Consider the following 24,108-nt stretch of genomic DNA (forward strand, 5'->3'; position numbering starts at 1 on the left):
CGTTTTTAATTGCTTTTCGAATCAATAATATTTGCTTCAGTCAGCGTTGTTTGTTGGAATCACCAGGACATTTTGTTTTGCTTAACTAAAAAGGAATTAGAAAAATCAGAGGAGTTGTTCGTGTTGAGAAAGTCAGTATTGAAATATTTAGTTGCACCAGTATGTATGCTTTTATTATTAGCAGGATGTGGAGGTTCTGGAGACGAGACCGGGGAGAGCGGCAATACTGAAGCGTCTAACAAAAAAGATGAACTTCGCATTGCCATTTCAGCGAATCCACCGTCGCTAGATGCCCAGATCGCTAACTCAAATATCACTGCCCAAATCGGCTATCATATTTTTGAGCCGCTATTTGCGATGGATGAGAACTTTGAACCCCAGCCGGTACTTGCTGAATCTTATGACGTAAGTGATGACGGCAAGGAATACACGATCCACCTGTTGGAAGGGGTTAAATTCCATAACGGAGAAGAGATGACTGCCGACGACGTGGTGGCATCACTGACACGTTGGGTGAAAGACTCCCAAAAAGCCAGCACATTAATCGGTGGCTCTACGTTCGAAAAAGTCGATGACTACACAGTGAAGATGACTGCCAATGAAGCGGCATCAGATATTATCACAGTTCTTGCCAATCCGATTATGTTTGCAGCGATTTATCCTGAAGAAATCGTAGAGGGCGCTGGTGAAAAAGGCGTCAGTGAATACATTGGAACAGGCCCTTACAAATTAGGAGAATGGAAACAGGATCAATTTATCCAATTGGAAAAATTCGATGATTATGAAGTGCGAGAAAACGCGACGACTGGTTTGGCAAGTGCGAAAACAGCAGCTACAAGCACACTAGTTTTTGACATTGTCACCGACGCGTCCACTCGAATTGCCGGAGCTAAGAACGGCCAGTACGACATCGTCGAAGAAGTTCCTCAAGATAATTATGAAGAATTGTCTAAAGAGCCTAACTTGAAGCTAGATGTTACCAAAGGTGGAACACTGAATCTGTTCCTTAATACGACTGTCGGAATCATGGAAAAGCCGGAGATGAGACAAGCTGTATTGGCAGCACTTAATATGGATGATATTTTGCTGGCAAGTTATGGAAACAAAGAGCTTTATGAAGTAAATCCAGGCTGGTTCAGTTCAGAGGATGCGCAATGGGGCAGCGAAGCGGGGAAAGAATACTATAACCAAAATGATCCTGATAAGGCTAAAGAGTTGTTAGAAGAAGCTGGATACAATGATGAGAAGCTAGTCCTAGTAACGACTCAAGATTATCCAGAAATGTACAATGCAACCTTGGTGGTACAAGAACAGTTGAAGAAAGTCGGAATCAATGCCGAAGTTGAAACCTATGACTTCAGTACCTTTATGGAGCATCGAGCAGACCCTAACCAAAACAGTATGTTCATCACCAGCAACAGCTACAATGTTCTTCCAATTCAATTAACAGTCCTAGACAAGACTTGGGCTGGAATGGACAGACCAGAAGTAACCGATGGCATCAAAGCGATGCGCTTGGCTGATTCCCAAGAGGATGCCCAAGCAGCCTGGGATGATCTGCAAGGATTCATCTATGAATACGGCGGCGCAACTGTCCTGGGTCATTTTACCGGGGTGAACGCCATCAGTAATGATGTAGAAGGCTACGAGTATATGAGATTCCCGATCTTCTGGAATGCTACAGTCTCAGAATAAATGATAGACGCGGTGAGCTGCTACGGCGGCTCGCCGTTTTCAGGTAAAGAAAGTACAAAGCTTATCATATAAAGGTTGATGGTATCCGACTTCATAATGCCAAACATGGTTGTGAAGCCTGTCATACCGAAGAAGGAGTACGTTATGTTGTCTTATATAGTCAAACGAATACTATCATTGATTCCGGTCTTATTTATCGTATCAATTATAACCTTCCTAATCGTTTATCTAATTCCTGGCGGGCCGGCTACTGCCATTCTTGGCATGGAAGCGACTCCTGAACAGATTCATCAAATGAACGCACAGCTGGGCTTTGATCGGCCATTTTTTGTTCAATACGTGGATTGGTTAGGCGGAATTGTACGAGGAAATTGGGGCGAATCGTTCTTTTTGCGGCAATCGGTGCTTTCAGCGATTGGCGAATATTTTGGTCCAACCCTTAGTTTGGCGATTATATCGCAAATTTTTGCCGTGATCATTGCGATGCCCTTAGGAATATTAGCTGCTTATAAACGAGGAACGGCCATCGATTTGGTGGCAGTATCGGTGTCATTACTAGGCTCAGCGCTGCCAGGATTTTTGCTGAGTATGTTTTTGATGCTGGCATTTAGCGTCTATAATCAGTGGTTTCCAGTAGCGGGCTATGCCAGTATTTCGGCCGGTATTGGCGAGCATTTTAAATACTTATTTCTTCCTGCGCTGTCATTAGGGGTCGTGCAGGCAGCTTATCTGACTCGGATGATCCGATCCTCCTTATTAGAAGTCCTGCATAAGAGCTTCATCCAGACCGCTCGTGCAAAAGGACTGAAGGAAAAGCGTGTCATCTTAACTTATGGGCTAAAGAATGCGGCACCGGTCATTTTGACAGCTATCGGTCAATCCTTTGGCAGCCTAATCACTGGCACAATCGTTACCGAAACACTTTTTAACATTCCAGGACTAGGCATGTTAACGATGTCAGCTATCAATCGCCGGGATGTTTTAGTGATCCAAGGAGTCGTTTTATTTGTGACCTTATTATATGTGTTAGTTAATCTGATCGTAGATGTGTTGTATGGATTTGTCGACCCAAGGCTTCAGCCAGGGCGTAAGTAGGAGGTGAGCGCATGTATTTAACTAGAAAAAGTATGTCCGAAGCCGGCGTAGCCATTGTCAAAGAACAAAAACAGCTTCGTAAAGAGCGATTGCTCTCAAATCCGGCGCTCATCATTGGATTGATTGGTTTCGTGGCAATCTTTGCGGCAGCTATTATTATCCCGATAATCAATTCCACCGATCCCAACGCAATGGCGGTTACCGAACGCTTTAATGCTCCAAGTAGTCTTCATAAATTCGGTACCGATGAATTTGGCAGAGATATTTTGATCCGCTTAATGTATGGCGCCAGAGTCTCGCTATGGGTCGGCGGTTGTGTCGCACTATTTTCTTGTGTGTTAGGGACGATCATAGGGATATATGCCAGCTATTTTAAGCTGCTGGATCATATTCTGATGCGGATTTGCGATGCATTGATTGCGATTCCCGGGATTCTATTAGCCATCTCTTTGATAACAACCTTCGGCACATCCAGCTGGAATGTCGTCTGGGCCCTGACCATCGTCTATACACCAAGTGTAGCCCGCACCGTTCGAGCTAGCGCAATGGTGATTAAGGAACAGCCCTATATCGAGGCGGCGAAAGTCCAAGGCTTCAGCAGTGCCAAAATTCTATGGAAACTCATTTTGCCAGGAGTTATTTCTCCGCTGACGGTCCAAGCCTCCTTCATTTTTGCCCAAGCGATTATTGCTGAAGCCTCACTAAGTTTCTTAGGAGCAGGCATTCCGGCACCGGCCGCAAGCTGGGGAAATATGCTGCAGGACAGTAAGATGGTATTCTCCAAAGCGCCATGGACAATGCTTGCACCAGGGTTGGCCGTAATCATTTGTGTGTTGAGCCTGAACCTTTTGGGTGATGGAATTAGAGATTACCTTGATCCAAGAGTCAAAGGAGGGAACCAAAAATAGTGAATAAACCAGCTGTTGAAACGAAAAAAATACTAGAAATCAATCGTCTCAAGGTGAAGTTTCCGATTCACAAGAAGTGGCTTCCAGCCGTCGACGAAGTGGACCTAACGATTCATGCCGGTGAGATTATCGGGATTGTCGGAGAATCAGGTTCAGGAAAAAGCGTGATGTCGCAATCGATTTTACGGCTGCGGGATCATGATACAGCCGTCAAATATGAAGGCGAAATCCTATTTGAAGGGGAAGATCTGCTAAATAGTTCACCGTCACAGATCAGGAACATTCGCGGAAATGATATCTCGATTATCTTCCAAGATCCTTTGAATTCATTAAGTCCAGTCCATACAGTGGAAAAACAGCTTAGTGAAGTAATGATGCTTCACAAGCAAATATCCAAGGATGAAGCCAAAAAACATAGTATGGAAATGCTGCAATTGACTGGTATTCCTGATCCAGCAGCTTGCCTTAAAAAATATCCTTTTGAACTGTCCGGCGGGATGCAGCAGAGGGTCATGATTGCGATGGCACTGGCCTGCGAACCAAAGCTATTGATTGCCGATGAACCGACCACGGCATTAGATGTCACGATTCAAGAACAGATTCTGCGTCTGATTAAAAGTTTGAACGAAACGATCGGGATGTCCGTCCTGTTTATTACCCACGACATGGGGGCTGTTTCCAAACTTTGCCACCGGATTAAAGTCATGTATCTAGGACAGATTGTCGAGGATGCCGAGACTGAACAGCTATTTGAGCACCCGTTACATCCTTATACCGAAGGCCTAATCTCGTGTATTCCCCATTTGGAAACGGAACGGGGCAAGCCGCTTCCCACGATACCGGGAACTGTTCCGTCACTTTCCGAGATTCCGAAAGGCTGCCATTTCTGTACCCGCTGTAAATATGCGGATGAACGCTGCTTCCAAGAACAACCGCCGATGGTGGAAGCTCAGCCGGATCATTTTGTTAAGTGCTGGAAATACGTCGAATCAGAAACTATCAGGGAGGATTAGCGATGGCCAATAATTTAGTAGAAATTAGAAACCTTCAAAAATCATTTCCTCTGGCAAGACAAACCTTGAACCCTTTTGGTCCCAAAGAACAAATGCTGGCGGTAGATAACTTATCCTTCACGATCAAAGAAGGGGAAACCTATGGACTAGTAGGAGAATCAGGCTGCGGCAAGTCAACCACTGGCCGGATGATTGTCGGCTTAGAGAAGCCCAGTAGCGGGTCGATTATTTATCAAGGCAAAGACCTAGGTAAACTAAATGATCGCGAGTTTTTCCCACTGAGAAAAGATTTGCAGATGGTTTTTCAAAACACACTGTCGGCATTGAATCCGAGACAACGAATTGGCAGTATTCTGGAAGATATACTAAAAGTCCATGGCGTATCGGATGCCCAGGAACGTCGTGATCAAGTAGTCGAAGTGTTAGAAAAAGTCGGCTTGTCTGAATATCACTATTTCCGCTACCCTCATGAGCTGTCAGGGGGACAGGTACAAAGACTGGGAATTGCCAGTTCATTGGTGATTAAGCCAAAATTAATTATTTGTGATGAGCCGGTATCCGCGCTGGATGTGTCGATTCAGGCGCAAGTCTTGAATACCTTGATGGAGCTGCAGAAGGATCTGCGCTTGAGCTTACTCTTTATTTCCCATGATATTGGCGTGATTCGCTATATCTCTGATCGAATCGGGGTAATGTATCTTGGTACTTTAGTTGAAGAAGCGGAGACCGATGAGCTTTTCAAAAATCCGCTTCACCCGTATACCAAGGGCCTATTTGCTTCCGTACCAGACCCTTATATTCGCAATGAGGAAACGCCTGAATTCAGTGGAGAGCAGCCTGTCAGAACCAGTGATTTTAAAGGCTGTGCCTTTTGTAACAGATGTCCTCAAGCCATGGATAAATGTAAAGAAGAGACGCCGGAGTTTTTGGAAATATCTCCCGGACATAAAGTGGCTTGTCATCTCTATGGACAATAAATCAAGTATAAAAATCAAGAGACAAGTCGGCGTATAGGATCGCCTGCTTGTCTCTTTTCGTTATGCTCTATGAAGTTGATTAGCAGAATATCGGACTGAAATACTGAATTACAGTCTAAATTCCTTTGCATAGGTCACAGGACCACTTATTGCTTTAGCGTCTTCCTGTAATTTGATGGCCATAAAATTTTCGGATTGGATATCTTCCGGCACCTCAATTCCTAGCTGTTCCGCTGGTATATGGCCAGCTTTTGGATAATACAATTCACTTCCCAGTACTAGTGAATACTGATAGCCTAATTCTTTTGCAATGCGATGTCCCTCAGCTATTAGTGCCGTGCCTACCCCTTGTTTTTGACAGTTTGGGGTGACTGAAAGTGGCGCTAAAACAACCACTTCATCAATACCTACCATCGCTTTCGTAAATAAAATATGTCCAGCCAATTCACCATCAATTTTTGCTACCAATGATAGCTCAGGTATAAATCCGTCACCCTTCCTCAAATCTACTACCAGATATTGTTCATTGCCATCGGCGTGTTCGGTCGTCGCAAATGCTTCGGCAATAAGTTTATAGACTTCATCGTAATCGTTTTGTGTTTCTTGTCTAATGACTATCATTCAAAATCCTCCCAATTCGTTAACAATATATTCATTTTCGTAATTAATTGGTTTACTGATAAAACCTTAACGTTGCAGGATCGAAAAAAGACCATTAAATAACGATTGATATTACATTATAATATCATTGTATTTTGAAAACATATTAATTAACTATTGCCGTCGAAAATAGACTTTTCAAAAACTATTGCGGATAAAATTAAAATATTTAAGCATTTATTTGCAATAAACACTCCAAATCGGTCGTTAAATATGGTTTAATGGTAGTGATAATAAAATATCGAGAAACAGGATTTTTAGGATTCCACGGTTTGATGATCATGAATTGTTTGTAAAAAAAACAGAAGTGACTACCTTAAAATTACAGATCATCGAATAGAGTGACCAGCAGAAGACCCTCGCGATCTCCTTAAAGTCGCCCAAGATCTTTTTAGCCAAGAGATAAACACGTAAGCAGCTGCAATGACCAAAGGGAGATCGCGGGGGAGGGTCATTGAGCCAGCAGCTGCCTCAGCAAGCTCGGTGATCAATTGTATCTGCCAGTGAGACGCCGAAACAACCGAAGTGCCCAAGACCAGAACTCGCAGGAAGAATGAGCGGTGAAAACAGTGAAACGGCCTACATAAGAAACGATGATCCAATCCAGCTTTAGATTTCCGACAGCGAGCCGTGTCAGTCAATCCGTCATTCGATCACCAAAATCGGGCGTCCTTTGAGCCGAAAAGGTGAAAAAGGAAAACGTAGCACAGCTGGCCCGTTAGTTTGTCGAAATTTTCTTACTATCAAACAAGTTTGCGCAGCCGTCAGGCCAGCAAGTATTTACCACAAGGAGTTGAGTATGATTAAGAAGCCATTAGTATCGATTATTGTTCCCATCCACAACGATTTTCCCTTCGCTAGGAACTGTCTCTATTCATTAGTGGACCAAAGCTACAACAATATTGAAATTTTGCTGGTGGATGACGGCAGTACCGATCTTCCGCCCGTCGCCTTTATGGAGGAAGTCAATCAGGATTTCCGCATTCATTTTTTTCAAAGGGACCACTGGGGACCTGGTGCGGCCCGCAATTACGGCATCCAGCAGGCGAATGGGGAATACCTGCTGTTTGTGGACAGTGACGACTCCTTAGATCCTCAGGCGGTTGAAACCTTGGTCAGCGCTGCTGATTTCAATGCGGATGGGCCGCGGCCGGATTTCATTTTGTTCGGGTGTCATTTTTACGAAAAAGGCAGCTACAAAAGAGATCGTATGCCAACTTCGTTTAAAGGAAGTCAAATAGATTTTCTGAGAAAGCCGTTTTATGTCTGTTATCGTCAAGGGCTGATCAGCGCGCCAGGGAATAAATTTATTCGGCGGAGCTTTTTGCTGGAGAACAATCTTCGTTTTTCGGAGCATTTGTTAGTCTTGGAGGATTTGTTATTCACGGTGCAAGTCATTGCTGAGGCGGAGCAGGTGATGGCCTTGGATCAAGCCTTCTACCACTATCATCGGTTAAGGAAGGGGGCGCTGATGTCCAGGTTCAATGTGGGCAAGGAGCAAACACAGCTGCGCATTTGCCAACAGATGCTGGAGATGACGCCGGCGCATCCTAAGTACCATGAGTTCTATTGTAAAGATACGGCGTTGAAGGTCTTTTCGCAGCTAATCGCCATCCAAAAGCAAACCTTTTCGCCGTTAAGGAAAGCGCGTTTGACCAAAAAATTGTTGCGCAATCCGGAGCTGCGCCAAGTCGTCCGAGCCGCCCACGGTAGAAATTTGCGGGAAAAACAGAAGCTGCTTTTGTTAAGGGCATTAATCAAGCTGTCAGGCAAAAGCTGCGAAATGCCCCGTCAAGTAAATGCTTAAGGAAGTAGGGTTCGGTCATAGCTGATGATGCCCCCGCAGTTAGCTGCTGGCAAAGGAATCCGGCTTATCCTATAGAAACAGCAAATAGCCTCCCAGATATCCGACTCGTCTGAGGGGCTGTTTGCCACTTATATTCAGTTGAAGCTGCTGCTTTCACCCACACGGAATAATCTTGCGGAACGGCTAGGCCGCCTGTCCCTCCGTGGGTGCTCATTCTAAATCAATCGATGGCTGCAATTAACACGCATGCTAGGCTCTGTATAAACGCTCAAAGTCAGCCCCTTGCCAAGAGCTTCCCGCAGATACCCGATCCAGTTTTCACCAGCGGCTGATCTGCGAAAGTGATTGTTTTGCAGTTGCCAAATAAAGCAGGCTATAAAGCCGCAAAGAAAAACCATTTTTTCAGGCTGATATTCTTACTAGCTGTTCGCAAGCGGTGGTCCTCATCTTTTCGACAGGCTTCGCAAATCAGCACACCGGCTACTTGTCTGGAATACGGATTATCCGTTGCGACCGGCTTCAGCCGATGATTCCCGCAACGCGGACAAAAAGCAAAGCCGTCCGAATGAATAAACGCCTCTGTTTCTTGCAGCAATAACCGTTCCATTTCAGAATTCGTTAACATCTCTAACTCCCCCAACTACGTCCTTTTTATTATAGTACCAATTAAACTCCCGCAAATCAAAAAAAGAATCAGAAAAGGCCTATTTACCTTCAAATATAGTGAAAAAGCTGCGCCTCATCCTGTTTCACGTAGTCAATAAAGCGTCGAACCGCCGGCGTTTTAAAACGGGTGGGATTGGTGGCCAGGCAAATCTTCTGGGTTAAAAAAGGCTCGTTGATGGTAATTTCCTTTACATCAAATTTGTTCAAAATACTCGACCGGGGGAAAATACCGATCCCTAAGTTCTCACTGGCCATACTGATTAAGGTCAAATCATCCGCCACTTCGTAAGTGATTCTTGGCGCCAGCTTCTTATCGGCAAAATAGCGGTTAATCAGGGGACGAATCGTGCTCTGCTCAGGAAAAGCAATAAAGTCGTAAGCCAAGAGCTCCTCGATTCCATAAACCTTTTCGCTAGACAGGGGATGATCCTGACCAACAATAAAAATAATCGGCTGCTGGTACAGCGGAAGAATTTCCAGTTCCGGAAAATTCTCGTTTTCGGTACAAAAAACCACGTCACAGCTGCCATCCTGCAGCTGCGTCAGCAGATTCTTGGTATTATTTTGGGTCCCGCGAATTTTGATCTGATTGTTTTTGGTAAAATCAGCGATCAGCGAGGGAACAAATTTCGCCCCCAGCGAATAAACAAAGCCTAAATCAATCCGCCCAGTCCGATCGTTGATGGTATCCTCGATTTCCGCTTTCCCCAAATCCAATTCAGTCAGAGCACGGCGAACTCTGCGTTCAAACAAATGCCCGTATTTATTCAGACGAATCCCGCGGCCGATCCGATCGAACAACGCCACATTCAGTTCGTTTTCTAAATTATGGATCGCTTTGCTTAAGGCTGGTTGGCTGATGAATAAATCTTCGGCGGTTTGCTGCATATTCTCGCTGTCAGCCAGATGAAGAAAATAGCGTAATTGCTGGAGGTTCACCTTTTTCACCCCTTTTTTACAAATTATACCCCAGATCGATAACCAAAAGTAATCAAAAACAGAAAAATGGATATTGGAATAGATGAAAGCGATCTCTTATGATGAAGGGGAAGAGGAGGGGACAAATTGAGTAAAGACAAGCAATCCAAGATTATTTCAGCAACAGAGGCCATCCGCTTAGTAAAGGATGGAGATGTCGTGGGCTTTTGCGGTGCTGGTGGTGGAATTACCGAACCCACCCAGCTGATTACCGCATTGGCGAAACAGTTTGAAGAAGAAGCGCAGCCTAAAGATATCACGATCATCCATACCACCGGCTTAGGTGACCGTAATGATCGCGGTCTTTCGCCCTTAGCAAAAAAAGGCCTGATCAAACGAATTATCGGTGGGCACTGGGCACAATCGCCGCGGCTTTCAGAAATGGCAGAGCGGAATGAAATCGAGGCTTACAATTTTCCTCAAGGGGTCATTTGCCAATTGACTAGAGCGGCAGCTTCCAAACAGCCGGGGATTCTGACTCACGTAGGTCTAGGAACCTTTATTGATCCAGACCAAAGCGGTGGCCGGCTTAACGAGAAAACCCAAGAAGAATTGGTCTCAAAGCAGCAGATTGACGGCAAAGATTATCTCTATTACCAGGCGACACCGATTGATGTTGCGATTATTCGCGGAACGACGGCGGATGCTGATGGCTATATTTCGATGGAGGATGAAATTGTCTACCTGGATGCGCTGATCTTAGCTCAGGCTGCCCACAACAACGGCGGTAAAGTCATCGTCCAGGTCCAAAAGGTGGTCAAAGCTGGTACCCTCCATCCAAGACAGGTGAAAATTCCTGGTTTCTATGTGGATGCGATTGTGGTGGATGAAAACCAATCACAGCTCTATGTGGGAGGCGTCAATCGGTTCCTTTCCGGTGATTATACCGCCTGCGTGGATTCCACTGAATTGATTGCCCTAGATCAGCGAAAAGTTGTCGGGCGACGTGCACTCTTTGAAATCTCTTCGGGGAATGTCGGTAATGTTGGTGTCGGAATCGCTGATGGTATCGGAATTATTGCTCGGGAAGAAGGACTGCAGGACGAATTCACCTTAACCGTAGAAACCGGAGCGGTGGGGGGAGAATCGGCCCAAGGAATTTTCTTCGGCGCCACGTTAAACAGTCGTGCGTTGATGGATATGCCAACTCAATTTGATTTTTACGATGGCGGCGGCTTAGATGTCTGCTTCTTAAGCTTTGCGGAAGTCGATCAGATGGGAAATGTCAACGTCCATCGCTTCAACGGGAAAATCGTCGGAACTGGCGGGTTTATCGACATTTGCCAAAACACCAAGAAAGTCGTCTTTTGCGGCACACTGACAGCTGGTGGCTTAAAAACAGCGATTGACCAGCAGCAGCTGAAGGTTCAGCAGGAAGGCAAGTTTAAGAAGTTCATCGAGACCGTTCCTGAGATCACCTTTAATGGTCGCGACGCGATTGCTAGAGAACAACAGGTCTTCTACGTAACAGAACGGGCCGTTTTCCAACTAACGGAGGAAGGCGTGGAGCTGATCGAAATCGCACCAGGTGTTGATTTGGAGAAAGATATCCTGCAGCAAATGGCCTTCAGACCGAAAATCTCAAGTGACCTTAGAACCATGGATGCTCGCCTGTTCCAACCAGAGGTAATGGGCATTAAAGAAGAATGGCTAAATAATCAATTAAGCGCGACAAACTAACCAATAGGAGGAACCAACAATGATAAAAGAATTACCTTTGAAAGTCGATGATACCTACTCTTACACCAAAACCATCAGTGAATCAGATGTCTATCAGTATGCCGGAATTACCGGGGACTTCAGTCAAATGCACATGAATGCCGAATTTATGAAAACGACCCCTTATAAAGAGCGGATCGTTCACGGCGTCCTGACTTTCTCCTTCGGCTGTACAGCTTCTACCATGATCCAGCAGCAGGCCAAAGCGGAGATCCCAAGTGTTTCCTACGGCTATGACAAATTACGCTTCATCAAACCCGTTTTCTTCGGCGATACGGTGACCGCCAAATATACCGTGAAAAAAGTTGATTTAGAAGAAATGAAAACCTATGCTGATGTGGAAATCTTCAATCAGCACGGTGAAATTTGTGTCTTTGCTATCCATATCTTGAAATTTATTCCTGAGGAGGAAATGGACCGATGAAAATCTGCTTTTTAGGCGCCGGTGCGTTAGGCAGCTCAATTGGCGGCACCTTGGCCCAAAACGGCAAAGAAGTTTATCTAGTCGATCAATGGCAGGAGCATGTGGATCAGATCAATCAAAACGGTTTGATTTTTGTGGAAGATGGCATGGAAACGGCGATTCCCATTCAGGCCACCAGCGATCCTGCCACGCTTGGCAAGATGGACTTGGTTATCGTATTAGTCAAATCTTTCGCCACTGAGATCGCCATCAAAAATGCGGCACCGTTAATCGGGGAAGAGACCCTAGTCTTGTCGCTGCAAAATGGGTTAGGTAACGAAGAAATTCTGGAGCAGCAGCTGAGCCCGCAACAAATCATCGGCGGTAAAGCCTATGTCGGCGGCGTCCTGGTCGCACCGGGGAAAGTCATTCCGGGGATTAAAGGAAAGGAAGTTTGTATTGGCGAAATGGATGGCCAGCAGACTCCACGTATTCAAAAAGTCGCTGACGAACTGAACGAAGGCGGCATTACCACCAAAATCAGCAGCAACATTAAAGGCATGATCTGGGACAAGCTGATGATCAACGTGGCTACCGGTGCTTTAGCAGGCATTACCGGCTTACCTTACGGCGATCTTTATCAACTGCCGGAGGTGGAAGCAACGGCTTTTGCGGCGGTTGAAGAGGCGATTGCCGTGGCTAAGGCACATCAAATCGTTCTTTCGGAAGAATCTCCGAAAGCCATTTGGCAAAAAGCTTCCGCTGGGCTGCCTTACGGATTTAAAACCTCGATTCTGCAAAGCTTAGAAAAGCAGCAACGCTCAGAAATCGATTTTATCAATGGAGCAGTGGTCAGATGGGGAGAAAAGGTCAATCTGCCAACGCCAGTCAACCAAACATTAACCGCCTGCGTGAAGGGGATCGAGGTCAAAAATGGCCTAGGTGGCGCCCATGACTAAAGCCTATATTGAACACACGGCCGTCTTCGTTACCGATGTGGAGTGGTACGTGGAATTTTTCCACCAGACTTTAGGTTTCACGGAGCGCTTAAGAAAAGAAGAACCCGGCCAACCGAAGCAGGTTTGGTTGTATGGCGGGATTCAATTAATTGAAGGCACCGAAAATCAAGACAGCGGCAAATTGGGTCATCTAGGAATTATGGTGGATGACCAGCAGGCCGTTTTGAAAAAAATCAACCGCTATCCCGTCAAGCCGCTGCCGCAAGGAGAAAACTGGCTGCAGCTGCCGGATGGCCTATGTATCGAAATTTTACAAGCCGCACCAGGCTCGATTGAGGAAGTCTTACAAGCAAAGCCTTGGTAAAAGAAAGGAAATTGACAATGACAACTATTTTAATGCTCCACGGAGTAAACCACAACATGTTCGGACACCGTAACCCTAAACACTATGGTACGGTCACACTGGATGAAATCAATGCAAACATGGCGAAATTAGCCGATGAATTAGGTGTGGAGGTAACTCATTTCCAAACCAACGACGAAGGGAAAATGGTGGAACGAATTCATCAAGGCTACAAGGATAAAGTAGGTGCGGTCATCATTAATGCTGGCGCTTGGACTCACTATAGCTACGCCATCCGCGACGCTCTGGAAATCCTGGAGGTGCCGTTTATCGAGATGCACATGTCCAACGTTCACGCCCGGGAAGAATTCCGCCATCATTCGGTTTTGGCCGAGAAAGCAGCCGGTATCATGTGCGGCTTCGGCTTTGAAACCTATCAGCTGGCACTGCGGGCAGCCGTTTCAATGGTAGGAAATTAGAACTAGTTCACAGAAATTAAGGCAGGGGTATCCTCTGTCTTTTTTTGTTGGCAAATAAATGGATACCCGCAGCACTAGGGTTCATCTGTATCCTCCAAATCCTTCCGCAACTCTTCACTGCTGCTGGCCGTCTTGAAGTCGCCACGTTCAAACTCCCCAGCTGATTTTGCATAATCATTCTGAGGCACGGACAAAGCAAAAGGGATTGCTTGTTCTCTGACTACCTTCTTCAGATAAATTTCGATCCCCGTTGAAAGATCCATGCCGATTTCTTCAAAGAATTTTGCGGCTTCTTCCATCAATTTATCATCTATTCTTAGATTTAGTTGAGCCATAGTATTCACTTCCTTTTTATTTCATTATACACATATTAAAAAATACCTGAACCAGGTGAAAGAATTGCTGCTTATCGGCACAATCGATAAATTTATTTCCTCATCAGAAAAAATCTCCCTCTTTTTGCGTATATATATAGTGAGAGCCAAAAACTACTATTATAAACTTGAAAGGACGAGACCGATGATGAGTGAAAAGAAACCGATGACCAGAAGAGAGAAACTGATTTTTGCCACGTACTATCCAGAGGTGCGAAAAGCGATTCAAAGAAGGGGAATCGAAAAATTTGCGCTGGCTGTAGTCAGTATCGGCATTTATTTGTGGCTGCGGGAGGTGGTCCCGGTTGCGGAGCGTTTGATGGAATTCACGATTTTGCTGTTCCTGTTTCAAACGCTGAAGACCTTCGTCAATATTGTCAAGATGGACCGGGTGTACAAACGCACCAAGGCCGAGCTGAAGGAGTTTTTCTGATGCTCATGGCTGAAGTTGATTAGAAGCCCCCGACAGCTGGCTGAATGCTCAGTCTAGCTGTCGGGGTCTTTGCTTTCGCTTCATTGTCAAAATACCGTAAATCATCAGTCCCTCACAACACTTCCGCAATTTCCTCATCCACTACCAAATCGGTAATAAAGCCCATCTTCAGCAACGCCTTGACACTCTCAGCTTTTTCTTTGCCAGTGGCGGCGATTAGAACCCGCGAGATAGCGAAAGTCTTCAGCAGGTCGAATTCAACTAAGTGTTATTTTAAATTCGCCGAAAGTTTGAAAATGCTTTGAACATATGGTAATCAATAGGCGAAAAGTTTCACATTTGTCCCTTAGAAAAGCCCTGTTAAAGCGTTGACAATCCCTTCTCTGGTGCTATACTAATAAGTGAATAACATATGTCACGGCAATTAACATATGTTACAAAAAGAGGAGGAGTTATACATGACGTTATATGGAAAACTTTTGGAAAGAGAAGCAAACAATCAACCAATTAAAGTAGGAGTCATCGGAGCCGGTCAAATGGGGTTCGGCATGATCGCCCAGATTTCGACGATCCCTGGTATGGCGGTAACCGGAATCAGCGACATTAACAAGGACGCTGCCCAACGCGGCGCCGATGCTTACAATGCCAGCGCAGAGAAAAAGGTTGATATCCTAGTCAGCTCAGATTTCAAAGAAATTATCCATTCCGACAAAGTAGAAGTCATCGTTGACGCAACAGGCGTACCAGAAGTCGGCGCGCAAATCTCCCTTGAAACCTTATTAGCCAAAAAACACATCGTCCTGTTGAATGTCGAAGTCGACATCACCATTGGACCTTTAATGAAGAAAATGTACGATTCAGCCAACCTAATTTACACTGGTTCCGACGGCGATGAGCCCGCAGCAACCACTGAATTGTTCGAATTCGCCAAAAGCATGGGGATGGAAGTCTTAGTTGCTGGTAAGGGCAAGAACAACAAATTAAAAGTCGGCGCAAATCCTGATACCGCTCAAGCCGAAGCGGACTCCAAACAAATGTCCAGCCATATGTTAGCAGCCTTCCAAGACGGCACTAAAACGATGGCCGAGATGAACCTGTTGTCCAACGCCATCGGCTTTATTCCTGACAAGGTAGGGATGCACGGCATCAGCGGCGATGTAGATTCAGTCATCAAAGATCTAGACCTGAAAGAAAATGGTGGCGTGCTAGACAAATACGGTGTCGTTGAATACGTAGACGGCTTAGCACCAGGTGTGTTCGTGATCGTCAAAGGCCAAAACGAAGGCGTGCGCCACGAATTAAGCTACCTGATGAAGACTGGCGATCGTGATCACCATATCTTGTACCGTCCGTACCACTTAGCCAGCTTAGAAACACCAATCACCATCGCCAAAGCCGTGTTGAACCACGACCACGCGATTGTACCATTAGGCGCACCGATTTCAGAAACCGTTGCGGTTGCCAAAAAAGACATCAAGCAAGGGGAAAAAATCGATGGCATCGGCGGCTACTGCGTGCGGGGTGTCCTAGAAACTCATGCCGACTTAGAAGCCAACAACCATGTGCCAATCGGTTTAGTTGGGGGCTCCTCAGTGGCTAAACATGATATCAAAGACGGGACCTTCTTGACCTATGACGATATCGAAATCGACGAATCAACTACTGTTTACCGCCTAAGAAAACTGCAAGATTCCACCTTTGCGAAATAAGCAGCAGAGATAGGTAACAGGCAAATAGATAGACAATCGAAGACTCCCAGGCAGCTAGCCAGATGTTTCATCCAGCTGCTTGGGGGTCTTTTTTATGCGGATTGAGTCAATAGATTCGGAAAAAAACAGATTGTAATCGTTTTATCGATGTTCTATAAAGGAGACAAATAATCTGCATGGCGGTGAGACGATGAAAACTGTACGTCAAGGCAATGACATCCTGCTGACTGTTCCGGCTAAGTTTGGCATCCCAGAGAACGTAGAATACATGGCTTCAAAGGGGCGGAATGACTCCATCACCTTCATTAAGCAAAGTACCAACATTTTCAAGGATACTATTAGAAGATGAGAAGTCCTCGACGCTGCGCCAGGCTTTCCAGAGGACGAACCAATAGGCAGAGAAATGATTTGATCCCAAAACCAGTGCTGGGACATCAAGAAAAGCCGAGCTCCGGAAGCAACAGGAACAACCGCTAGGCACAAGCCAACATTAAAGTGGCAGTCACTTCCCACAGCCGTTTAGACAAACAGCTGTGGGGGTGGCTATTTTTAATTAAGACCGAAAGACCAAATAGAAACCTTGCAAAAAGTATTATTGAAGTAATAATATCGCATACGAAATTATTGGTCGCCAAACAAAAACTAGCAACAGCCATCAGTCAAATCACCACTATCTTGTTCGTCGCACCGATAAGAAAGAGAATACTACTCACACGTCTGTCGATTAATTGCCAAGAGGCGACAACCCCATCACCTCAATCCGTGAACCTAACAGTCAAACCCAAATCCACCCACAAGATAACTATGTACCCACCGCGAAGGGCGCCTTCTTCGCTGGTGGTTCTTTGTGCGGGGTGTCTGGTTGAAACCGCGAGTACACTTACGAGACTGTACTCGACTAACTAACTTCCAACTTACCAATATTCAGTTTTCAATGAGCGAATGATCCACCTGCGAAGTGCCCAACCTTCACAGGTGGCAGAGGTCATGGATCATGATCGTCCAACCAGTGCTTAAACAAAGCCAGCACCAGTCCAACAATAATCGGTGCGAAAATATCCTGCACAATGGGATGCACATTATCACCCCCCTTCAGTGACGATCACGATCCAGACCTATTCAATTGTAAATCTACGCTAAATAGTCAGCGCTAGCTTGCGGGCAGGTTATTGGGGGTTTTTCTTCTGTTCTTCCTGCGCTTTCCTCCGATTTCGCCTTTTCCGCAGTATTTCCGATAGGCGGTAGTTAGAGCTTGGTTGTAATTCATTCGATTCTTCTGTTTTTTCCTCCAATTCTTCCGTTGTTTCTGGTATTGCTTTGACATCTTCTTCTGGCTTGTTAAGAGAGACTTGGGGTACTGCTGGCAATGCTTGGTAACGACTGTGCTGCTTAAGTTCTGCTAGTTTATTCGGATCGATTTCTTCCACAGTTTCCGCTTTAACAACTGGTTCAACCAGCACAGGGGTTGCTGGCGGGACAGTTAGCTGCGGCTGCTTTAAGACAAGCGGCTGACCTGGTTTGCCAAACAATTCTTCACCTTTGAAGATTGGCGTTTCCACGGTTTCGACATATTTGGCCTCAATCGGCTTTTTGAACAGCTGCACGCCGTCTTTTTCAAAAATATCCAAAGATGCAAGCAGCTCCAGCGATTGCTTGATTTCGGCGGCACTTAAATCAGTGTTAGGATCTTTCATGCTGAAGGTATTTTTGCCGCCGACACTGTTCAGGAAGCCGCTGACGAGTTTAATCATGACACCTACTCCTTTCGTGAAAGTTTTGCTTCAGGGACAGACAAAAAAATAATCGGTCAAGTAGTCAAGACTTCAGATAGCAAGAATTTGGTTAAAAGGGACTGGACAAAGGACTTGGTTTTCTCCACAAAATTCCGCAGCGGGAAGACTCGCAAACGCAGTCGTTCCCATTCCGGTGCGTCAAAATAATCCTGGAAATAGTAGAAAAACCGCTTCATGGTACGTGTCGCTCGGGTGCGGGTAAATAAGTAACGAACCAATTCTTTTAAAACCAGAGCAAACTCTTCTGCACCCAGCTGATAGCGGACCCGTAAGGTGAGTAAAAGTTTGATGGTCATGGTGCCGTTTTGCGTCTCCTGATAATATTCCATGATGCGTTCCTCTAGCGTCTCAAGTTTCAAGTTAAACATCTGATTGGGTGAGAAGGGTAGCTCTGGCATGTCAAATCGCTCCTTTATTGTTTTTTTGCTGGTTCTGATACCTGGATGGTTGAACCAGTATCCTTCTTCAGTAGTCAAGCCGCCGATTATTTCATAAGACGGCTCTGGTCATAAATTGCTTCTAAGTATTCTCAAAAGACACCCACCAGCTCCCACAGTTACGGGCCCGTTCTAGTCGCCGTGAGAGCAGGGGGATCTCCTTAATGATTATGCGGCTGCTTCTTCGTCATTATTAAAGATCGGTGTTTCAATGGTTTCCACAAATTTGGCACTGACCACACTATCGTAGGATTTAACGCCGTCTTTTTTGAACAGATTCAAACCCACGAATTCCGCTAGTAAAGCCTTGAGTTGCGAAGGGGTCTTTGTCATATCCGGATCTTTGAAGCTCAAGGTCTGGCTCTTGCCCATGGCATTGCGGAAGTTCACCACTAATTTTTTCATAGTAATCACCATAATTATTCAGCCCCCTCGTTCAGATCTTTGGTAATACGAGATTGCATCGTCATAATCACACTGTCAAAGGAGCTGCCAGCTTTCGACAGTTCTGCCATGATTTCTCCCAAGCGGACCACGTCAGCTTCAGGTGGATTGTCGATCACATTTTGAAAGTTGACTTTCTTTTGTTTGTCTTCGCCTTCCTGTTCAATCAATACCTGTAATTTCGTTCCTAGTTTTTGCATCATTGTTCTTTCCTCCAATTTCCTGTTTTGTTTTCCTATTTATTTTTTGGTGTGTGTTTTGTTCCCGGCCGGTGACTAAAAGATAAATAATTTTCCGGGAAAAAGCCATACTCTCTTATAGGACTTTTTACCCCCTTCTAGACACATTTGGAAAATGAAAACCTTGATTTAATGGGATTCTTGGTTTCTAAAAATAGGGAGAATTACCTAAAAGGGAGTAAAAAACAAATTTGCGGCGAGATGTTGAAAAAGGTCTTTGAAAGCGCTGGAAACGTTGATATATCAAGGCTATTTGCTAAATTGAATCGTTTGAGGAAAAGTTAGCAGCTCTGTTGGATTTTCGTGAGGGAAGGGGATTTGGCGCGAAAAAAGAGCCTGCATCCGAAGATACAAGCTCGTAAAAGGTGTTATTCAAAGTCGTCAATAAAATCGTGCATCGTATGGTGATTCACAGAAGATTCGTCCAGACGGTCATACGCCTTCAGCATTCTGTGGTTGTTTCTTTGTGTATAAAATCGCTCACGATAGACACCTTCCTCAATCGGGAAAGCCCTCATGTCGCTGCTTTTACATATTTCCTGGATATAAGGTGTATCAATAAGGTCGAGGTAGTTCAAAGGATTGTGGTTGCGGTAAGTTCCCGCCGTTGGATCGATGTCTCTGATTGAGCAGGCTAGAGCCATTAATGCGTTGGTGGCATACCTGTCTACCGTGCGCTTTCGGGCCTCAATAATGATCCCGGGACCACTAGCCATTTTGACGTAGGTTTCAGTCGGCTCTTCCCAGACTTCTTCAATCGACAGCGGATTGATCCAGATAGAATCAGCCGGACGGGCCAAGGGAAACAACACATGAGGCTGATTGATCATTGGGTGCCGCTGCTTTTGGAAGAAAGGCAGACGCTTCAATGTACGGCCGGTAGCCGGATAATCGATGATCATGTCAGAATTGTCATGATATAAGGTGGTGCGGGTGGTATGGCTGGAGTAGCAATACATTTCTTGATCGTATATTACCAAGGTTCCTTTCATATCAGGGATCGGCAAGACGAGATGGATCGGCCAAGGCCCCGTTCGCGGCGTGCAGGTAGGCAGCTTCGACATCACCTCAGCCCACTCTGGCGTCCAGCATCGGGTATCCAGATATTTACCGCTTACATAGTTTTCATTGCTTGATTTTTCTTTTCTTTTCATTCGTTTCCACTCCTTCTTTAGAAGTTTATTTATAGCTGCTCTTAGCAAACAACTACTTCAAATAAATATTCTACTCATACCTATTTAGGTGTCAATAGGCAATAACAGATAACGAACGTTATAAAATATTGATAAAATAGATTTTTTTGTAACATTTCATTAATGTGTAGAAAGTGTGATAGTCATTAAGATACAATGAGTTTAATGTTTGAATTTTAATATTGAATGTTGTTAGGTGTTTTTGGGGGAGGGAGCGTTGAATTTAATGTTGAAATTAGAGAAAAAATTATCGTAGTCTACAATAGACTACGAAGACTATGGCGTAAAGCTACGTTTCTTTTATTTATTGTTCTTTCTTCAATTAATTATAGAATAAGGAAGCGGGAAGTGCAATATATTTTATAAAAAATAATGAATGTAGAATGTTTTGTTGATTCTATAGCTGAGCCAGTCCATGAAAAACGCGAAACAATAGGCTTTTTCTTTGAGCCGTCAAAAGAACCGTCACTCAGAAAGGAAGAATTTCAGATGCGAAGAGGAGAAAATATTTACTTTAGGAAGAATGATAAGAGATGGGAGGGTAGGGTAATTATCGGAAGAAAATCCAATGGAAAACCGCGGTACAAATCGGTATATGGAAAAAATATACTAGAAGTCAAGCTTAAGCTCTATCCATTAAAGTTGAAATATCAACTGTTAAGAGAAGAACACGGCGACAGCTGCATGAGCTTTCAAGACTGGGGAATCGAATGGCTGCGCTTGGTACAAGCAGACATAAAGGAATCGACTTTTTCCAATTATGAACACAAATTGAGCTTCTATGCTTTGTCAGCGATTGGTATGTATTCGTTAAACGAACTAGATGAAGCAGTCGGATTAGAACTATTGGATTCTTTGCTGGAGCGGGAATTACAGCCTTCAACGATCCAAGTAATCTTTCGCATTGTTAAACAATGCGTGAATCGCGCCATCGAAAAAAAGCTGATCAAGGTCAATCCTTTCAATGATATCAAACTGCCTAAAGTAATGAAAAAGACAGACCAAGCCCTATCTAAAAAGGAACAAAAGCAACTAGAAAAGGCAGCCTTATCAGCGGAAAAAGGCTACGGCTTACCGACGTTACTAGCCCTTCATGCAGGGCTTAGAATTGGTGAAGCAGCCGCGCTGCCATGGGAAAACGTTGACTTTGAACGCAACACAATCCGGGTAGATGCAACGTATCAACGAGTCCTAACAGCGATGAATGACACCAAAACAGAGCTGGTTTACACAAGCTCTAAAACAGCGTCTTCTATTCGTGAAATTCCAATGAGCAAAACCTTGAAAAATGCTTTATTGGAGCACAAAAAACAGGCAACTGGCGAGTTCGTTTTCTCAAATAAAGCGAACCCATCAGAGCCAAGACTGCTAACTTATCATTTTCATCAAATCCGAAAGAAAGCGAATTTGGAACACGTTCATTTCCATCAGCTGCGCCATACCTTTGCGACCCGCTGTGTCGAAAGCCGGGGAGACATTGTGAGCGTCAGCGTACTAATGGGTCATAGCTCACCGAAGATGACCCTAGATAGGTATGCTGGTTCTATGATGGAACAACGCATTCAAGTCGTTAATCAAATGGAGGAAGCTATCGGCTAATCTACTTACAAAAAGTAAGAAATTAAGCTTATGGGCTCCCTTTTTTTGCATTTTCCAATGAAAACGTTTACTGAAAATCAAAATATTTTCGTTGGGTTTTCAAGCCAAATCGAGAGCCAAACGACTCTCAGCGGCTATTACTTTTGCGAATTTTTTTTAGAAAAAATTAAAAATTTGAATTGTTCGACCGTCAAGAACCGTCATTGGGTCGATTTATCCGCGTCACTAAGCGATTCCTATAGTCTGCCGTAGTCTATTGTAGACTACGATAAAATTTATCGGCTTTTTACCAGTATCACCCCTTAATTATAGCACGCCTATATGTGAATAGACTTTTATATATTCATGAAATTATTGAAGAAAATGGAAAAAGTAAATAAGAAAGCGACTGAAGTTGGTCAAAAGGAGGAGCCTGCATGTTTGGATTTGGCAAACAGAAAAAGGAAGCATATCAAAAAGCGCCTGAAGAGGAGTATTTCTACGACGAGTACGATGCAGAAGGATACGACGATGATTATGGGTACGAAACGTATCCAGCGGAAGGGTACGAACGCCCCGCAGAATACGATCGGGGAGACCGTCGCAATCGATCTCGCAAGGATGATTATAGAGAAGAATCCTTTGAAGAAGGAACCAATCAACGGACAGACAATCGACCTCGTCCAGAGGAGCAACTGGAGCAAGAAGTTGAGCGTCTGACAGAAACGGTTTCTCAATTAAAGCAGCAGCTTGATAGCAAACATACAGAGCTGACCACCATGGCAGCCGCTCTCACTGAGAAGGAGCAGCAAATCCAAGATCTAAAGACAGAGAAGGATCAACAGCTTGAACAACTAAGAACGCAAAAAGATAAACAAATTGACCGATTAGAAAATCAATTAGAAGAAAGACAAAGTAAAGAATCCACCGAGTTAGATGAGGCGAAGAAACAAATCGTCGAGTTGAAAAAAGCCCAAGCTGCCAGCGAAGGAATGAAAGATGAACTGGCAAATATCTTAGTGGAATCCAAGAAGCAAGAAAAACAAATCCTAGAACGGGCGGAATATGAAGCCAACGGCATTCGTAATCAAGCCCAGCAGGATGCGGATCAAATGCTTCATGATTCAGCACTGGAGTTACGCGTAATGAAACAAGAAATTAAGAACTATCGCAAGCGCCTGCGGGTAGTTCAAGAAGAAACTGCACAATTCTTCGTCAAACTATTAGCGAACAGCGACACTTTGCTAGATGAAGAGTAACAGAAGGGATGAACAGCAGTGAAAGCATTCAATAGTCAAATTACACTGTATCCCACACCAGCACCGAAAATGAGTAACGAACTAGCGAGTACCGAATTGTTAGCCGCCATTGAAAAATCCTGCGAATACTTATATGCACCAGAAGGAAGTTTGAGTGAAGGTCAGCGAGAGAAGATCCGCAGTCACTTCCAGCAGCTTTTCCAATGGATGGATGGCAGCTATCACTTGGAGCTGTTATTAGAACCAGGCGAGTTCGATTGGCCTAGCTTTTACCAGTCAATGAAACAGTTCTTTCCCCAGTTTGCTTGGCTGAAGGCCCAAACTGAGGAGCCAAAGTACGGCAAGCAAGTCTATCGTTTTGATTTCGTACCACTTGTTTTTCGCAAAAGAGGATTTCCCTTTGCGGTTCATTTAGAAGAAAGCTTGGCGCAACAGTTCGCACTAACCAATGAAGAAGCTCTGAAGCACGGGGAACAGCTGATTCAAGAATTGGCCGAGCAGAATTTTTCTACTACTAAGAAAAGTGAGCAATCAAACACGCCAACAAGTAAAGCTGAGGAAAAAGCCCAAGCAGTTGAAAGTTCGATGGACTTAGTCCAACAAGAAGAAGTCAAACAAGAAACACAAAGCAAAGCCCGCTTGCGAGCCGTGAACCAGAAGCTGGAAATGGTGATCGAAAAATTAGAACTGTCTATGTTTTACAGTGGCATTCAATACTTCGATCAAGAACACAAAGAAGAAGGCGACTGGGATAAACGAATCAAGATCAGTCTTCGGGAATACACCTATTTGTTGCAGAAGGGGAAATTTCTAGAACAGATGTGGAACTTGAACGGCGAGTTGGTCAATAAAACCGAAAAAATGACGGTGACAGGAAACAAGCTCGTGTATGAAAGAGATCAAGTGAAGGAAATCAAAGCGAATCTTTCTGCACGAGATATTCACTT

General features: G+C 44.6%; 28 protein-coding genes. 17 read left to right on the plus strand and 11 right to left on the minus strand.

Annotated features, from left to right (window positions below):
* Window positions 1-120 precede the first annotated feature (120 nt).
* From JZO70_RS05355 to JZO70_RS05375, 5 genes are all read left to right on the plus strand, one after another.
* Entirely contained in the window at window positions 121-1,695 is a 1,575-nt protein-coding gene (locus tag JZO70_RS05355; RefSeq protein WP_207672513.1) for an ABC transporter substrate-binding protein, read from the plus strand.
* Between the two features lie 144 nt (window positions 1,696-1,839).
* Window positions 1,840-2,790 carry an ABC transporter permease gene (locus JZO70_RS05360; RefSeq protein ID WP_207672514.1) on the plus strand — a complete coding sequence of 317 codons (951 nt, stop codon included), beginning with the start codon at window positions 1,840-1,842 and terminating at the stop codon, window positions 2,788-2,790.
* Between the two features lie 11 nt (window positions 2,791-2,801).
* Entirely contained in the window at window positions 2,802-3,698 is an 897-nt protein-coding gene (locus tag JZO70_RS05365; protein WP_207672515.1) for an ABC transporter permease, read from the plus strand.
* Window positions 3,698-4,711 carry an oligopeptide/dipeptide ABC transporter ATP-binding protein gene (locus tag JZO70_RS22675; protein ID WP_207672516.1) on the plus strand — a complete coding sequence of 338 codons (1,014 nt, stop codon included), beginning with the start codon at window positions 3,698-3,700 and terminating at the stop codon, window positions 4,709-4,711. Before JZO70_RS05365 ends, JZO70_RS22675 begins: the two co-directional genes overlap by 1 nt.
* A gap of 2 nt (window positions 4,712-4,713) precedes the next feature.
* Complete coding sequence (locus JZO70_RS05375) at window positions 4,714-5,688, plus strand: ABC transporter ATP-binding protein (protein WP_207672517.1); 975 nt, start codon at window positions 4,714-4,716, stop codon at window positions 5,686-5,688.
* Window positions 5,689-5,796: 108 nt separating this feature from the next.
* Here JZO70_RS05375 and JZO70_RS05380 read toward each other — a convergent pair whose 3' ends face one another.
* The gene (locus JZO70_RS05380) at window positions 5,797-6,309 is read right to left on the minus strand and encodes a GNAT family N-acetyltransferase (RefSeq protein WP_207672518.1); all 513 of its coding nucleotides are present in this window, start codon (window positions 6,307-6,309) and stop codon (window positions 5,797-5,799) included.
* 838 nt (window positions 6,310-7,147) lie between these two features.
* Here JZO70_RS05380 and JZO70_RS05385 point away from each other — a divergent pair.
* Window positions 7,148-8,155, plus strand: a complete 1,008-nt coding sequence (locus tag JZO70_RS05385) for a glycosyltransferase family 2 protein (RefSeq protein WP_207672519.1) — start codon at window positions 7,148-7,150, stop codon at window positions 8,153-8,155.
* Window positions 8,156-8,528: 373 nt separating this feature from the next.
* Here JZO70_RS05385 and JZO70_RS05390 read toward each other — a convergent pair whose 3' ends face one another.
* Together JZO70_RS05390 and JZO70_RS05395 are read right to left on the minus strand one after the other, a co-directional pair.
* Window positions 8,529-8,780 (minus strand): hypothetical protein, encoded by a 252-nt coding sequence (locus tag JZO70_RS05390; protein ID WP_207672520.1) that lies wholly within the window; start codon window positions 8,778-8,780, stop codon window positions 8,529-8,531.
* 89 nt (window positions 8,781-8,869) lie between these two features.
* Window positions 8,870-9,760, minus strand: a complete 891-nt coding sequence (locus JZO70_RS05395; RefSeq protein WP_207672521.1) for a LysR substrate-binding domain-containing protein — start codon at window positions 9,758-9,760, stop codon at window positions 8,870-8,872.
* Between the two features lie 126 nt (window positions 9,761-9,886).
* Here JZO70_RS05395 and JZO70_RS05400 point away from each other — a divergent pair, with 126 nt between their 5' ends.
* Genes JZO70_RS05400 through aroQ form a run of 5 tightly spaced genes read left to right on the plus strand, consistent with a single transcriptional unit; the run spans window position 9,887 to window position 13,702 of the window.
* Window positions 9,887-11,479: an acyl CoA:acetate/3-ketoacid CoA transferase gene (locus tag JZO70_RS05400; protein ID WP_207672522.1), complete on the plus strand. Its 1,593-nt coding sequence runs from the start codon at window positions 9,887-9,889 to the stop codon at window positions 11,477-11,479.
* A gap of 19 nt (window positions 11,480-11,498) precedes the next feature.
* Window positions 11,499-11,942 carry a MaoC family dehydratase gene (locus JZO70_RS05405; protein ID WP_242703784.1) on the plus strand — a complete coding sequence of 148 codons (444 nt, stop codon included), beginning with the start codon at window positions 11,499-11,501 and terminating at the stop codon, window positions 11,940-11,942.
* Complete coding sequence (locus JZO70_RS05410) at window positions 11,939-12,880, plus strand: ketopantoate reductase family protein (protein WP_207672523.1); 942 nt, start codon at window positions 11,939-11,941, stop codon at window positions 12,878-12,880. The genes JZO70_RS05405 and JZO70_RS05410 overlap by 4 nt, the downstream gene beginning before the upstream one ends.
* Window positions 12,873-13,244 (plus strand): VOC family protein, encoded by a 372-nt coding sequence (locus tag JZO70_RS05415; protein WP_207672524.1) that lies wholly within the window; start codon window positions 12,873-12,875, stop codon window positions 13,242-13,244. Before JZO70_RS05410 ends, JZO70_RS05415 begins: the two co-directional genes overlap by 8 nt.
* A gap of 17 nt (window positions 13,245-13,261) precedes the next feature.
* Complete coding sequence (gene aroQ, locus JZO70_RS05420; protein WP_207672525.1) at window positions 13,262-13,702, plus strand: type II 3-dehydroquinate dehydratase; 441 nt, start codon at window positions 13,262-13,264, stop codon at window positions 13,700-13,702.
* Between the two features lie 74 nt (window positions 13,703-13,776).
* On the opposite strand, the gene JZO70_RS05425 is transcribed toward aroQ, so the two are convergent.
* Window positions 13,777-14,037, minus strand: coding sequence for a type II toxin-antitoxin system RelB/DinJ family antitoxin (locus tag JZO70_RS05425; RefSeq protein WP_207672526.1), 261 nt, complete (start codon window positions 14,035-14,037; stop codon window positions 13,777-13,779).
* Window positions 14,038-14,221: 184 nt separating this feature from the next.
* On the opposite strand from JZO70_RS05425, the gene JZO70_RS05430 reads away from it, so the two are divergent.
* The gene (locus JZO70_RS05430) at window positions 14,222-14,509 is read left to right on the plus strand and encodes a hypothetical protein (protein WP_207672527.1); all 288 of its coding nucleotides are present in this window, start codon (window positions 14,222-14,224) and stop codon (window positions 14,507-14,509) included.
* A gap of 112 nt (window positions 14,510-14,621) precedes the next feature.
* Here the strand turns inward: JZO70_RS05430 and JZO70_RS05435 are convergent, their stop codons facing one another.
* Window positions 14,622-14,759 (minus strand): sugar-binding domain-containing protein, encoded by a 138-nt coding sequence (locus tag JZO70_RS05435; RefSeq protein WP_207672546.1) that lies wholly within the window; start codon window positions 14,757-14,759, stop codon window positions 14,622-14,624.
* A gap of 208 nt (window positions 14,760-14,967) precedes the next feature.
* Between JZO70_RS05435 and JZO70_RS05440 the strand changes: the two genes are divergently transcribed.
* Together JZO70_RS05440 and mazE are read left to right on the plus strand one after the other, a co-directional pair.
* Window positions 14,968-16,218, plus strand: coding sequence for an NAD(P)H-dependent oxidoreductase (locus JZO70_RS05440; RefSeq protein ID WP_207672528.1), 1,251 nt, complete (start codon window positions 14,968-14,970; stop codon window positions 16,216-16,218).
* Window positions 16,219-16,408: 190 nt separating this feature from the next.
* Window positions 16,409-16,567: a type II toxin-antitoxin system PemI/MazE family antitoxin gene (gene mazE / locus JZO70_RS05445; protein ID WP_242703785.1), complete on the plus strand. Its 159-nt coding sequence runs from the start codon at window positions 16,409-16,411 to the stop codon at window positions 16,565-16,567.
* A gap of 636 nt (window positions 16,568-17,203) precedes the next feature.
* On the opposite strand, the gene JZO70_RS05450 is transcribed toward mazE, so the two are convergent.
* The 6 genes from JZO70_RS05450 to JZO70_RS05475 form a co-directional block, all read right to left on the minus strand.
* Window positions 17,204-17,296, minus strand: coding sequence for a type I toxin-antitoxin system Fst family toxin (locus JZO70_RS05450; RefSeq protein WP_430748886.1), 93 nt, complete (start codon window positions 17,294-17,296; stop codon window positions 17,204-17,206).
* 88 nt (window positions 17,297-17,384) lie between these two features.
* A complete protein-coding gene (locus JZO70_RS05455) occupies window positions 17,385-17,969 on the minus strand; it encodes a DUF2922 domain-containing protein (RefSeq protein ID WP_207672529.1) in 585 nt (194 codons plus the stop codon).
* Between the two features lie 56 nt (window positions 17,970-18,025).
* A complete protein-coding gene (locus JZO70_RS05460) occupies window positions 18,026-18,409 on the minus strand; it encodes a hypothetical protein (protein ID WP_207672530.1) in 384 nt (127 codons plus the stop codon).
* 207 nt (window positions 18,410-18,616) lie between these two features.
* A complete protein-coding gene (locus JZO70_RS05465; RefSeq protein ID WP_242703786.1) occupies window positions 18,617-18,865 on the minus strand; it encodes a DUF2922 domain-containing protein in 249 nt (82 codons plus the stop codon).
* Between the two features lie 2 nt (window positions 18,866-18,867).
* Complete coding sequence (locus JZO70_RS05470) at window positions 18,868-19,095, minus strand: hypothetical protein (RefSeq protein WP_207672531.1); 228 nt, start codon at window positions 19,093-19,095, stop codon at window positions 18,868-18,870.
* 404 nt (window positions 19,096-19,499) lie between these two features.
* Complete coding sequence (locus JZO70_RS05475; RefSeq protein WP_207672532.1) at window positions 19,500-20,195, minus strand: hypothetical protein; 696 nt, start codon at window positions 20,193-20,195, stop codon at window positions 19,500-19,502.
* Between the two features lie 618 nt (window positions 20,196-20,813).
* On the opposite strand from JZO70_RS05475, the gene JZO70_RS05480 reads away from it, so the two are divergent.
* From JZO70_RS05480 to JZO70_RS05490, 3 genes are all read left to right on the plus strand, one after another.
* Window positions 20,814-21,923 (plus strand): tyrosine-type recombinase/integrase, encoded by a 1,110-nt coding sequence (locus tag JZO70_RS05480; RefSeq protein ID WP_207672533.1) that lies wholly within the window; start codon window positions 20,814-20,816, stop codon window positions 21,921-21,923.
* A gap of 416 nt (window positions 21,924-22,339) precedes the next feature.
* Window positions 22,340-23,161, plus strand: coding sequence for a hypothetical protein (locus JZO70_RS05485; protein WP_207672534.1), 822 nt, complete (start codon window positions 22,340-22,342; stop codon window positions 23,159-23,161).
* Window positions 23,162-23,230: 69 nt separating this feature from the next.
* Window positions 23,231-24,108, plus strand: an 878-nt coding sequence (locus JZO70_RS05490) for a hypothetical protein (RefSeq protein WP_242703800.1), incomplete at its 3' end; no start/stop codon positions are given.

This window comes from Candidatus Enterococcus moelleringii (assembly GCF_017377575.1).
Lineage (GTDB): Bacteria > Bacillota > Bacilli > Lactobacillales > Enterococcaceae > Enterococcus_A > Enterococcus_A moelleringii.